Origin of the sequence: Umezawaea tangerina (assembly GCF_003002815.1) — a bacterium.
Classification (GTDB): domain Bacteria; phylum Actinomycetota; class Actinomycetes; order Mycobacteriales; family Pseudonocardiaceae; genus Umezawaea; species Umezawaea tangerina.
Genome location: NZ_PVTF01000017.1, coordinates 56883 through 70202 on the forward strand (window position 1 = coordinate 56883; position 13320 = coordinate 70202).

A 13320-nucleotide genomic window follows, 5' to 3' on the forward strand; every position below is an offset into this window, starting at 1 on the left:
AACGCCTCGCGGCAGCAGCTCTTCCTGCGGGGGAGGATCGATGATCCCCCCTGGCTCCAGTGCTCCTTTCGACGGGCAGCCCCACGTGGACAACCACAACGAAGCGCGGTCCGGTGCGCAAGTCGGCCAGCAGGTCGGCGCCCACTACGGCGACACGGCGATCCACTACGAGTCCGTCTACCACGTCAACCAGGACGATCCGCCGGAGCGCAGGCACGAGGTCGCACGCAACTTCCTCGAAGGCGGCCTTCCCCGTGAGGCGGAGCGCATCTTCGACAAGCTGCTCCGCGCCGGGCACGTGACGACGGAGCGGGCCTACCTCTACTTCTTGTCCGTGGTCGGCGAGCGGTCGTTCCACGACCTGCACGGCGAGCTGCCCGGTCGCATCATCGGCGCACGCAAGATGTCCGCTTCCCTCCCGCCCGACGAGTGGAGCGACGCGTTCTCGGTCGGCTGGCGCCTTGTTCGATTCGTGCGCGACGAGGCGGCTGGTGGTTCGAGGAGCGAGGACCTCGACCACGTCCTCCGCTCCTTCGACTCCCTTCCGCAGCCCCGGCAGTACGAGTTGTCCGAGCACATGCGCATGATCCTCAGCGGTGTGGTGAAGGAAAGACTTGAGGCCTCTCATGCCGTTCGGGTCGTTGCGGAGCGGCTGGGATCCGGACGTGCCGCACGGGCTTGGAAGTTCTTCGAGCCCGATCCCGTCAAGCCCAAGCTGTACGCGCCGCCGGCCATGAGCGTCGACCAGGGCGACAAGGTGGGGTTGGTCGCGGGCGGCGCCGCGCTGCTGGTCGGCGTGGTGATGACTTTGGCCTACCCGACGTTGCTCGGGGTCCTGCTCGGCCTGCCGCTGCTCGCCGGTGCCGGCTATTTGCTGCACCGCCACGGCGGCGTGCGGGAAGCCGTGAAGTTGCGCAACACCGTCAAGCGGCGTGAGGTCATGCCGCCCCTGCACCCCGTGGTGGCGCGCTCGCCGGGGCATTGGGTCACGACCGAGTTCGTCCAAGAGGTGCATGGGCTGGTCGACGGCTACTTCACGGAAGCCCGCCCGCACATCGCAGGCGACTGGCCCGGCTACACCGCGGGCATCAGCGCGCACCTGAAGCAGCGCTTCGTAGACCTGTACGGGAACTCGCGCATATCAGCAGGCTCGATCGGTTGGCTGATCCGCTGGCACGCTCGCCAGGTCGCCGACGGATGGGTGGACAACGGGTTGTCCCACAACCAGATGGCCATTCCGCCTCGTGAGACGCGCCTCTTCCGAACCGGTCTCGCGGTCGGAGTCCTGGGGATGTTGGTCCTGCTGCTCTCCAACGGGTTCCCGCCCGTGCTGTTCCTCGGCGTGGGCGGCTTCTTCGCCGGCAGGAGCGCGATGCGCGCGAGGGCGGTCCGGGACGTCGTCAAGTTCCTCCGCGACGACGCCGAGCACGTTCACAAGGCCGAGGTGGACGCTTATCAGCGTTGGCTGGAAGTCCTGGCCGACCGCCCGAGCGACAGCGAAATGGCCCGCTGGCTGGCCATGGACAGGGCATACCTGAGGGACAACGCGATCAGCCGCGCCAACCTGCCCGCGCACGACCTCGTCACGCACGTCGTGATGACGGAAGGCGCCAGAGGTGCCCTACGAGCGCGAGTCGTGCACGGCCCGCCGCGCTTCTCCCGGTACGTCGTACAGCTCTTCCTGCTCACCCACAGTGGCGTGCGCGAGGCGCGAGTCGAGCTGGACTTCCTCTCCGGTGACGCGTGGAACGAACAACGCCACCTCTTCCGCTACGACGCGTTGGCGTCGGCCAGCGTTACGGAGAAAGGGCTTCGAGCCACCCGGAGGGGAAAGGAGGTCGAACAGCTGCGCAGCCGCTCGTTCCAGTTGACCTTGGTCAACGGCAGGGACATCACCGTGGTGGCGGAGAACTTCCGCAACCAGTACGAAGACGACATCGAGGACGAGTCCGAGCTGTTCCTCGCAGCACTCCACACCTCCGGTATCGACACCGCTCTTCCGATCCTGGAGGCGGTCGCCTGCGAGGGCGCTGACTGGATCGCCCGTGACCGTGAGCGCAGCCAGAGGTGGTCGCAAGGTTGGTACGAGTGAATTGATGGCGTGAGGGGTGCAGTTCATCTGATGCGGTGAATTGCATTGCCCGACTTGGTTGTGGAAACTGCTTCGGCGATTCCAATTCGCTCTTTGCGGACGTGGAATGCGTCGAGATGAGCGAACACAAGGACGGCACGACCAGTAGGCTTAATGTCCTATAACGCAAGTCAGGTCGGAAAGCATTGCTTCCCGACCTGACTTGCACTTGACCTGCGTGGTGCCCCCGGCAGGATTCGAACCTGCGCCACCGCCTCCGGAGGGCGGTGCTCTATCCCCTGAGCTACGGGGGCCGTAGCTGTCGGGATGATCCTAGCGCACCTGTCGGAGGGGTGTTTCACCCCCTACCCTCCGGTTGTATGGAGGCTGGGGTTGAGCGGGTGGTTGTGGTGGGTGACCTGCGGGTTCGGGTGGTGGTGGAGGGTGCTGCCAGTGGGCCGGTGGTGGTGTTGGTGCATGGGTATCCGGATACGGCGGGGGTGTGGGACGGGGTTGCTCGGAGGCTTGGTGGGGGGTTTCGGGTGGTGAGGTTCGACCTGCCTGGGGCTGGGGGGTCGGAGAAGCCTGTTGGGAGGGGTGGGTATCGGGTTGAGCGGCTGGTTGGGGTGTTGGTGGGGGTGGTTGAGGAGGTTGTGCCTGGGGAGGTTGTGCATCTGGTTGGGCATGACTGGGGGTCGGTGGTGGGGTGGAGGGCGGTGGAGGAGCGTCCAGACCTGTTCGGGTCGTTCGTGAGTTTGTCGGGGCCGTCGCTTGATCACGTGGGGGACTGGGTGCGGCGGAATCGGAGGCATCCGGTGAGGGTGGTGAACCTGCTCCGGACGTCCTGGTACATCGCGGGGTTCATGGTGCCGGTGGTGCCGGAGCTGGTGTGGCGGTCGCGGAAGGTGCGGGGGCGGTTGGGGGCGCAGCACCGGGAGCTGGTGAACGGGTTGGGGTTCTACCGGGCGAACGTGGGGCGGGGGCGGTCGCCGGGGGTTGTGGGGGTGCGGGTGCTGCAGATCGCGTTGCGGCGGGACCCGTTCGTGAAGGAGGCGCACCTGGACGCGGCGAAGCCGTTCGTGGCGGACCTGACGCGGCGGTCGTTGCAGGCGTCGCACTGGGCGCCGCGGACGCACCCGGAGGCGGTGGCGCGGATGATCGCGGAGTTCGTGGACGGGACGCCGCCGCGGCGGGAGCTGGTGGTGATCACCGGGGCCGGGAGCGGGATCGGGAGGGCGACGGCGCTGGCGTTCGCGGTGGACGGGGCCGAGGTGGTGGCGGTCGACGTGGACGGGGCGGCGGCGCGGCGGACGGCGCGGGAGGTGCGGGGGCACGGGTACGAGCTGGACGTGGCCGACGGGGCCGCGACGCGGGCGCTGGCGGAGCGGATCAAGGCCGAGCACGGGGTGCCGGACGTGGTGATGGCGAACGCCGGGGTGGTGGTCGCGGGGCCGTTCATGGCCACGTCGGACGACGACTGGCGGCGGGTGGTGGACGTGAACCTGTGGGGCGTCGTGCACACGTTGCGGGCGTTCGCGGCGCAGCAGGTGGAACGGGGCGAGGGCGGGCACCTCGTGGTCACGGCCTCGATGGCCAGCTACTTCCCGTCCAAGGCGCTGCCCGCGTACTCGACGACGAAGGCCGCGGTGCTGATGCTGGCCGAGTGCCTGGCCGAGGAGCTGTCACCCGAAGGGATCGGCGTCACGGCGATCTGCCCCGGTGTGGTGCACACCGACATCACCCGCAGCGCCACGTTCGCGGGCGTCGACGGTGCCGCTGAGCAGGAGAAACGCGACGCGGTGACGAAGACCTACCAGCGCCGCGGCTACGGACCCGAACGTGTTGCCACGGCGGTTCTGCGCGCGGTCCGCCAGAATCGGGTGGTGGTCCCGGTGACGCCGGAGTCGCGGATCGCGCGGTTCGTCGGGCGCGTCTCGCCGAAGGCCGTCCGCGTGCTGGGACGGTTGGGGTCGCCTACCTGGCGTCAGTAGTCGGTCACATTGCACACATGCGCATGTCGCTATATGTTGCTCCCATGGGTCACGGGCATGGACACGGCGTGTCGCCTGCGGAGGCGGCGAGCGCGTCGGGCAGGCACATCGGGAAGCTGTGGATCGCGTTCGGGATCGGCGCGGTCTTCATGGTCGTGGAGTTCGCGGTCGGCTGGGCGACGTCGTCGCTGGCGCTGATCTCGGACGCCGCGCACATGCTCACCGACGTGCTCGGGGTCGGCATGGCCCTGGCCGCGATCATCCTCGCCCGCCGCGCCACGACCGGGCTCAACCGCACGTTCGGGCTGTACCGGGCCGAGGTGCTCGCGGCCCTGGCCAACGCGGTGCTGCTGTTCGGCGTCGCCGGGTACGTGCTGTACGAGGCGGTCGGCCGGTTCGGCGACCCGCCCGCGGTGCCCGGTGTGCCGGTGGTCCTGGCCGCGTCGCTGGGCCTGGTCGCGAACATCGCGTCGTTCCTGATGCTGCGCGGCGGGGCCAAGGAGAGCATCAACGTCCGGGGCGCGTACCTGGAGGTGCTCGCGGACCTCGTCGGCTCGGTCGGGGTGCTGCTGAGCGGGTTCGCCACGCTGGTCTTCGGCTGGCGCTACGCCGACCCGATCACGGGTGTCCTCATCGGGCTGTGGGTCCTGCCGCGGACGTGGAAGCTCGCCAAGAACGCGCTGCACATCCTGTTCCAGCACGCTCCCCAGGGCCTCGACGTGGCCGCCGTGCAGGCCGACCTGGCGAAGCTGCCCGGTGTCACCGAGGCGCACGACCTGCACGTGTGGACGCTGACCTCCGGCATGGAGGTGGCGTCGGCGCACCTGACGATCGGGCACGACGCCGACCCCGCCGAGGTGCTGCGGATCGCGCAGGCGCTGCTGGCCGAGCGGTACCACATCGAGCACGCCACGCTCCAGGTCGAGCCCGGCGACTCCGCCCGGCGGTGCCGCGAGATGTCCTGGTAGCAACGAGAAAGGGGAGCCTCCGAGGAGGCTCCCCTTTCTCATGCCGTGCCGCTTACAAACTGGCCAGCTGCCCCGCCTTCGGGCCCTGAACGGTGTTCGCCAGGCCGTTGTTCACGGGAGCGGGCACGTTGCCGCTCCCGGTCGCGGGCCCGCCGACCGCGTTGCCGGCGAAGACCACCGGCGCCTTGTTGTTCACGATGCTGACCGGACCGCCGACCTTGGTGTTCTCGACGTTCACCGAGCCCGTCGCCCCGACCACGCTCACCGGTCCGCCGACCTCGGTGTCGACCAGCACCACGGAGCCCGCGCCGGTGGCCGAGATCGGCCCGTTCACCTTGCCGCCGAACACGTACAGCGACGCGCCCGCGTTGACGGTGACCGGACCGCTGACCGTCGCGCCGTCGACCACCGTGACGCCGTTGCCGACCGTGAGCGGCCCGTTGACCTGCTCGGTGATCGTCCTGGTGGCCGTCACCGGGGGCTTGGCCAGCAGTTCGAACTCGGCCAGCGTGGCGCCGCCCGCGATCTCCAGCCGGTAGTACCGGTAGAAGCCCGGCTTGGCGATCTTGAACGCGCGGGTCTGCTTGCGCCAGGTGAACTTCTGGTCCTTGCGCTCGTCGGCCGTGGTCCACGTCTTGCCGTCGAGCGAACCCTTGAGCACCCAGTTCTTCGCGTCGGCCGTCGTGGACGACGACGTCAGCGTGTAGAACTCGGCCCTCTCCTTGGTGTTGGGCAGGTCGACCTGCACCGAGTCGACCGCCGCCTGGGTGGCGGTGGTGTCGTCGACCAGCGCGGCCGGACCGGTGAACTTGCCCGCGGTGCTGATGTCGCGCAACGGCTTCGGGACCTCGTTGCCCTTGGTGATCGACGGCGGAACGGAGTCCGCGCCGGTCGCCCACTTGGACGGGTTCGGGCCCATGTCGAAGTCGAGCGTGGCGCCCGCCGCGAGCACGTTGTGGTCCAGGTAGCTCTTGTCGTGGACCTTGCCGTTGACCTTCAGGTTCTGCACGTAGATGTTCTTCGCGCTGTTCTTCGGCGCGTTGACCACCAGCTTCTTGCCGTTCTCCAGCTTCAGCGTCGCCTTGGTGAACAGCGGCGACCCGACCGCGTAGGTCGCGTTGCCCATCTGCAGCGGGTAGAAGCCCAGCGCGCTGAACAGGAACCACGCCGACTGCTCGCCGTTGTCCTCGTCACCCGCGTAGCCTTGGCCGATCTCGCTGCCGAGGTAGAGCCGCGAGGTGATCTCGCGGACCTTCTCCTGCGTCTTCCACGGCTGGCCCGCGTAGTCGTACATGTAGGTGATGTGGTGCGACACCTGGTTGCTGTGGCCGAGCTGCCCCATCCGGACGTCCCGCGCCTCGGTCATCTCGTGGATGACACCGCCGTAGGAACCGGGGAACTTGGCCGTCTCCGGCGTGGCGAAGAACTCGTCGAGCTTCTTGCCGAGGCCCTCGCGGCCGCCGTAGAGGTTCGCCAGGCCCTGGCCGTCGTGCGGGACCGAGAACGTCTGGTTCCACGCGTCGGTCTCGGTGTAGTCGTAGCCCCACACCCGCGGGTCGAACTCCGCGGCGGGCAGCCTGCGCGTGCCGTCGGGGTTGCGGCCCTGGAAGAAGCCCGCCTCCGGGTCGAACATGTTGACGTAGTTCAGCGCGCGGTTGGTGAAGTACTCGTAGTTCTCGAGGTACTCCTGCTTGCGCGGGTCGTTCGCGGCGGCCTTGTCGTAGAGCGCCTTCGACATGTTCGCGATGCCGTAGTCGTTGACGTAGCCCTCGATCGCCCAGGACATGCCCTCGTTGGTCGCCGTGGACGTGTAGCCCTTGAAGATCGCCGTGTCCTGGCCGTGGCGGCCGACGTTCTCGTCCGGCGGCGTCACGGTGGCGTTCCTGACCGCGGCGTCGTAGTTCCCCTGGACGTCGAGGTTGGTGATGCCCTTGACGTAGGCGTCGGTGAACGCGACGTCGGAGCTGGTGCCCGTCATCAGGTTCGCGTAGCCGGGGGAGGACCAGCGCGACACCCAGCCGCCGTCGCGGTACTGCTGGATGAACCCGTCCGCCATCTCACCGGCCTGCGAGGGCGTGAAGAGGGTGTAGGCGGGCCACGTCGTGCGGTAGGTGTCCCAGAAGCCGTTGTTGACGTAGATCTTGCCGTCCACGACCTTCGCGCCGGTCTGGGTCGGCGTGCTCGGGCCCGTGCTGGGGCTCACCGGGCTCGCGTACTTGTACGCGGGCGCGGCGGAGGACCCGGTGTTCTCGAAGCCCGAGTTCGGGTAGAGGTAGAGCCGGTACAGGCTGGAGTACAGCGTGGTCAGCTGGTCCTCGCTGGCGCCCTCGACCTCGATGATGCCCAGCTGCTTGTCCCAGGTCTGCTGGGCCCGCTGCTTGACGGAGTCGAACGTGTCCTGCGCCGAGATCTCCTGCTCCAGGTTCTTCTTCGCCTGGTCGACGCTCAGCAGCGAGGTCGCGATCCTCAGGTTCACGGTCTTCTGCGCGCTGGTGTCGAACTGGAAGTAGCCCGCCACGTTGTCGCGGCCCTGGCCGGTCAGCTTGCCGCTGGACTTCACCGGCTGGTCGACCTTGCCGTAGACGAACATCCGGGTCGCGCCGAAGGAGAGGCCGACGTCGGAGAAGCCCGACACCACACCGGTCGCGGCGTCCAGCGTGAGCCCGCCGTCGTTGGTGACGTTGTCGAACACCAGGTTCGAGGTGTTCTCGGTGAAGCCGAACCTGAACACCGCGGCGTGGTCGGTCGGCGCGATCTCGGTGCGCATGCCGTTCTCGAACTTCACGCTGTAGTAGTGCGCCTGCGCGGTCTCGTTCTCGTGCTTGAACGGCAGGGCGCGCACGGCCCGGTCCGCGGTGGGCGTCCCGGTCGACGGCATCACCTGGAACGTCTGCCGGTCGCGCATCCACGGGCTGGGCTCGTGGCTCGCCGAGAACGCCTGCAACGTGGGCAGGTTGTCGCGGTTGTTGAACTTGGCGTAGTCGTAGAACCAGCTCGTGGAGCCCGCGTTCGTCATCGGGGTCCAGAAGTTGAAGCCGTGCGGCACGGCCGTGGCCGGGAAGTTGTTGCCGCGCGAGAAGGAACCGCTGGAGTTCGTACCGCGGGTGGTGCGCACGTAGTCCGTCGGCCGCTGGTAGTCCGGAGTGGACGGTGCCGACCTGATGGCGATGTCGTCGATCCAGCCGTCGAAGTTGGCCGGCCCCTTGGGGTTGTCGTACGCCACCAGGATCCGCTTGATCGTCTTGCCCGCGGCGACCGAGCCGATGACCGACGCGAGCCGGTTCCACTGGTTGGTGTACAGCGTCTTCGACGCGCCCTGGCCCTTCGGCGACAGCTCGAACCCGTGCTGGTCGCGCGCGCCGAGGTCGCTGAGGTACGTGCCGTCGGAGAACGCGAGGTCCACCGCGGCGAACGTGCTCGGGTAGCTCAGGTCGTCGACCATGAAGTTCGGGAAGATCAGGTAGGACAGCTCGGTCGTCTTCGTGACGGGCACGTTGACGTCGAACACCTTGTTGTAGGAGTAGCCGTGGCCCTCGGCGACGTGCGTGCCCTGGTAGCGCAGCGCGCGCAGGCCGGTGAAGCCGATGTTGGACTTGGCGTTGTAGCCGCCGGTCGCGCCCTTGCCGATCACCGTGCGCATGTTCTCCGGCGCGGGGGTGGTCGAGCCGTCGGAGAACTGGACCTCGGCGATCTGGACGAGGTTCACGCCGCCCGCGTTGGCCGTGATGTCGAGCTTGTACTGCGCGTAGGCGGTGGTGTTCGCGATGTCGTAGACCTTGGTCTGCAACCGCTCCGGGAAGACCTCGTTCGTGCGGGTGTCGAGCGTCGTCCAGGTCTGGCCGTCGGCGGAGCCCTGAAGGGTCCAGTTCTTCGGGTCGCGCTCGTCGGCGTCGTTGGCGGACGAGATCGCGTACCGCTTCACCGCGGTGGGCTCGGAAAAGCGGAATTGCGCCCACCCCGTGCTGGTGAACGTCAACCACTTCGAGTTGACGTTCGCGTCGACGAGGTTTTCCTTGACCTCACCCCCCGAGGTGTTCTCGGAGTTCGCCTGCACGTCGACGATCTTGTCGGTCACGTTGCCGGGAATGCTCACCGAGTCCGTGCCGTTGACGCCCGACGCCTTCGGTTTCCCCTGTGCGTCGGTCTCGACCGTGCTGGCCCAGGTAGGCTGGGGTTGTCCGTCCTCGAAGGACGAACTGAAGAGGTCTGCGCTCACTACTGGATCTTCCGGTGCGGCTGATGCTGATGACCAGCTTCCCACGCTACTCATCACCAATGCGGTGACGGTGACGCCGACCAGCGCCAAACGGGTTCTGTTCGCCCGCATGTGCCCCATTGCGCACGCCTTCCGGTTGGACTCGGGTGCTACTCGCGCGACAGCACAACCGCTTCTTGACATCGTTGTCAAGATCGGTGGGGCAAATTGTCCGGCTACCTGTCTCCCCGCTGCTCCAAGTGCCCGAACGGATGGGTGTGGCGTCCGCGTTCGGGCGAGGTCGCGGACCTAGAATCACCCCATTGTGCTGACGGAGGACGAGTTGAACGTGCGGAAAGCCCCCCAGGTGGGCACACCGGCGGGTATGAGGGCGCTCAACCAGCGCGCGGTGCTCGACCGCCTCCGCGACCACGGCCCGTCGACCAGGCCGCAGATCGCCAAGGAGACCGGCCTCTCCAAGCCGACGGTCGGCCAGGCCCTGCTCGACCTCGAGCGGCACGGCCTGGTGAGACCCGTGGGCCGCACCACGGCGGGCCCAGGCCGGTCCGCCGTGGTCTACGAGCCCAACCCCGCGGCCGCGTACGTGCTGGGCATCGACATCGGCAGGCTGCGCATCCGGGCCGCCGTGTCCGACCTCGCCGGGTCGGTCATCGCGCGGGTCGACGAGCGCAACCGGTGCCGGTCGGCGGACGCGCTCGTGCGCAAGGTGCAGGAGCTCGCCGTCCGCACGGTCACCGACGCCGGGCTGAGCCTCGACGACGTGATCACCAAGGTGGTCGGCAGCCCCGGTGTGCCTGATCCTGGCGGCCGCGGGATGCACCTCGCGCCCAACCTGCCGGGGTGGGAGCGCAAGGGCCTCCTCGACGAGCTGGAGGCCGTTCTCGGGCCCGGCCTGGTCGTGGAGAACGACGCGAACCTCGCCGCGATCGGCGAGCTGGAGTACGGCGTGGCCCGCGGGGTCGACGTGTTCGTCGCCGTCACGATCGGCACCGGGATCGGGATGGGCATCGTCATCGACGGCAGGCTGTTCCGCGGCGCGCACGGCGCCGCGGGCGAGGTCGGCTACCTGCCGTACCCGGACTCGACGGAGGACACGCAGGTCCGGGGGCAGTTCGAGGGTGCCGCGGCCGCGCACTCGGTGGTGGGCATGGCGCACGCGCGGGGCCTGAACCAGGTGCGCAGCGCCCGTGAGGTGTTCGGGCTGGCGAAGTCCGGCGACGAGCGCGCGCTGGAGGTCGTGCGCGACGAGGCCGGGCGGCTGGCGTACCTGGTGGCCGCGGTGAGCGCGGTGCTCGACCCGGAGCTGGTCGTGCTCAGCGGTGGCGTGGGCACGAACATCGAGCTGCTCAGCGAGCCGCTGGAGACGGCGCTGCGGCGCAGCACGCCGCTGGTGCCGCGGATCGTCGCGGGGGAGCTCGGGGACGGGGCGGTGCTCAGCGGGGCCATCGCGCTGGGGTTGAAGTCGGCTCGCGACCTCGTGTTCGACCGCCGGAAGACGATCACTCTCTGAGAGTAGTCGAGCGGTGCTCGCCTCGTATTTCACCCGATCGAAGTAGGCGCATCGGGCTGAAAGTGGCTTAGCGTTACCGGCACCTCCTCCTGGAGGGTTGAAGTTCCTTCCGTTGCACCGGGTTAGCCGTGGGGGATGCGGGGGACGTAGCCGCTCACGGCCGCACGGGGCAGGCGCCCGCGCCAGCACAGCGCCTGCCCCGTGTAACGGTGCTCAGTCCGGAGTCGTCCGGTGCACGTTCTCCGCGGTCGACGCCCGGTGTGCAGAGTCGGCGATCCAGGATCCGGGCACGGACGCGTCGAGCACGCCGTCCTCGAGCCAGGCGTACTCGCCCGCCAGCACCTTCCGCGTCAGCACGAGGTCGGAGTCGTCGGTGTTCGTCCACAGCCGGGCGAACAGCTCGTCGACCCGCACCCGCGCCTGCCTGCTGAACGCGTCCGCGAGCTCGACGGCGTTCGTGCCGTCGGCCTTGGCGCGCACGCAGCTCGCGCTGATCGCGAACAGCTCCGCGCCGATGTCGACGACCCGGCCCAGGAACCGCTGCTTGCGCTCCATCTTCCCCTGCCAGCGCGACATCGCGTAGAACGTGTGCCGCGCGAGCTTGCGGCTCGACCGCTCGACGAAGCGCAGGTGCGTCGCCAGGGGACCGAAGTCGGCGAACGAGCCGGGCACCTGGCCCTTGCCGACGACGAGCGTGGGCAGCCACTTGGCGTAGAACCCGCCCGCCTTCGCCGCGGCCTTGGCCTTGCGCGACCGGTCGGCCTCGGGGTCGATGATGTCGCCCGCCACGGACAGGTGGGCGTCGACGGCCTCGCGCGCGATGATCAGGTGCATGATCTCCGTGGAGCCCTCGAAGATCCGGTTGATCCTCAGGTCCCGCAACACCTGCTCGGCCGGGACGCCGCGTTCGCCGCGCGCGGCCATCGAGTCGGCCGTCTCGTAGCCGCGGCCGCCGCGGATCTGCACGAGCTCGTCGGCCACCAGCCACGCCATCTCCGAGCCGTACAGCTTCGCCAGCGCGGCCTCGATGCGGATGTCGTTGCTGCCCGCGTCGGCGAGCTCGCTGCTGAGGTCCAGCACCGCCTCCAACGCGTACGCGGTCGCCGCGATGAACGCGATCTTGCCGCCGATGGCCTCGTGCTTGCCGATCGGAAGTCCCCATTGGACTCTTTGCGCGGACCACTCGCGCGCGATCTTGAGCGACCACTTCGCCGCGCCCGCGCACAAGGCGGGCAACGAAAGGCGGCCGGTGTTGAGGGTCGTCAACGCGATCTTGAGGCCCGCGCCCTCCTTGCCGATCCGGTTCGCCGCCGGAACCCGCACCTGGTGGAAGCGCGTGACCCCGTTCTCCAAGCCGCGCAAGCCCATGAACCGGTTGCGGTTCTCGACGGTGATCCCCGGCGAGTCGGCCTCGACGACGAACGCGCTGATGCCCTTGTCCGGCACCGCGGCCATCACCACGAGCAGCTCAGCGACGACACCGTTGGTGGTCCACAACTTCACGCCGTCGAGGAGGTACGCCTCGCCGTCCTCGGTCGGGGTCGCGGTGGTGCCGAGCCGGGCCGGGTCGCTGCCGACATCGGGCTCCGTCAACAGGAACGCGCTGATCGCGCCCTTGGCGCAGCGGGGCAGGAACTCCTTCTTCTGCTCATCGGTGCCGAAGAGGGCGAGCGGTTGCGGGACACCGATGGACTGGTGCGCGGACAGGAGAGCGCCGATGGCGGGACTGGCGGAACCGGCGAGCATCAGGGCGCGGTTGTAGTAGACCTGCGAGAGGCCGAGACCGCCGTACTCCTGCTTGATCTTCATGCCGAACGCGCCGATGCGCTTCAAACCCGCGTAGACCTCGTCGGGGATGCGGGACTCGCGTTCGATGAGGCCGCCGTCGACCTCGGTCTCGCAGAAGTGGCGGAGGTGGTTGAGGAAGGTTTCGCCGTTTTCGATGTCTTGCGGGGAGCCGGTGGGGTGGGGGTGGATGAGGTCGAGGCGGAAGTGGCCGAGGAAGAGTTCTTTGCCGAAGCTGGGGCGTTTCCAGGTGGATTCGCGGGCTTGTTCGGCTACTTGGCGGGCTTGGTGTTCGTCGACTTGGGTGGTGGGGGTGGGGGTTTTGGGGTCCGCTGTGGTCATTGCTGACCTCCCAGGAGCCGAGGGTGGGGTGTTGACGGTACTACTGGTGGGTAGGGGTGGCTGGTTGCTCCGGTGGGGCACCCCGGCTCGCCTAGTGTTCTATACCCGTCGAACCTTGTCAAGACGATAGGGCTGTCTTGACAAGGTTCGACGGGTATAGAGATGGCTTCTCGTCGGGGTGCGTGGGGGAGTGTGGGTGGGAGGGCATCCGACGCTCCGCGACGGACAGGGCATCCTTGGCTTCGCCGTCGGACAGGGCATCCTTGCTGCGCGGCGGACAAGGCCCCAGGCGCTCCGCGCCGGATGGGCGTTGGCGGGCTGCGCCCAGTGGGGTGTTGTGCTCGGCTGCGCCATCGGAAGGGAAGGCGTCCGCGCTGCGCGTTGGGCAAGGAAGGCGTTCTTGCTGCGCGTTGGACAGGAAGGCGTCCGCGCTGCGC

The 13320-nt window shown here is 68.5% G+C and carries 6 protein-coding genes and 1 tRNA gene; 4 read left to right on the forward strand and 3 right to left on the reverse strand.

Annotated features, from left to right (window positions below; all coding sequences use genetic code 11):
• Positions 1–85: 85 nt before the first annotated feature.
• Complete coding sequence (locus CLV43_RS40395; protein WP_245887360.1) at positions 86–2092, forward strand: hypothetical protein; 2007 nt, start codon at positions 86–88, stop codon at positions 2090–2092.
• A 218-nt stretch (positions 2093–2310) separates the two neighbouring features.
• Here CLV43_RS40395 and CLV43_RS40400 read toward each other — a convergent pair.
• Positions 2311–2385 (reverse strand) — tRNA-Arg (locus tag CLV43_RS40400).
• A gap of 66 nt (positions 2386–2451) precedes the next feature.
• Here CLV43_RS40400 and CLV43_RS40405 point away from each other — a divergent pair.
• Together CLV43_RS40405 and CLV43_RS40410 are read left to right on the forward strand one after the other, a co-directional pair.
• The gene (locus CLV43_RS40405) at positions 2452–4062 is read left to right on the forward strand and encodes an SDR family oxidoreductase (RefSeq protein ID WP_106195048.1); all 1611 of its coding nucleotides are present in this window, start codon (positions 2452–2454) and stop codon (positions 4060–4062) included.
• A gap of 44 nt (positions 4063–4106) precedes the next feature.
• A complete protein-coding gene (locus CLV43_RS40410) occupies positions 4107–5030 on the forward strand; it encodes a cation diffusion facilitator family transporter (protein WP_106195051.1) in 924 nt (307 codons plus the stop codon).
• 52 nt (positions 5031–5082) lie between these two features.
• Here CLV43_RS40410 and CLV43_RS40415 read toward each other — a convergent pair whose 3' ends face one another.
• Positions 5083–9366 carry a GH92 family glycosyl hydrolase gene (locus CLV43_RS40415; protein WP_106195055.1) on the reverse strand — a complete coding sequence of 1428 codons (4284 nt, stop codon included), beginning with the start codon at positions 9364–9366 and terminating at the stop codon, positions 5083–5085.
• A gap of 244 nt (positions 9367–9610) precedes the next feature.
• Between CLV43_RS40415 and CLV43_RS40420 the strand changes: the two genes are divergently transcribed.
• Positions 9611–10756 (forward strand): ROK family transcriptional regulator, encoded by a 1146-nt coding sequence (locus CLV43_RS40420; protein WP_106195058.1) that lies wholly within the window; start codon positions 9611–9613, stop codon positions 10754–10756.
• Between the two features lie 213 nt (positions 10757–10969).
• Here CLV43_RS40420 and CLV43_RS40425 read toward each other — a convergent pair whose 3' ends face one another.
• Complete coding sequence (locus CLV43_RS40425) at positions 10970–12883, reverse strand: acyl-CoA dehydrogenase family protein (RefSeq protein ID WP_106195061.1); 1914 nt, start codon at positions 12881–12883, stop codon at positions 10970–10972.
• Positions 12884–13320 lie beyond the last annotated feature (437 nt).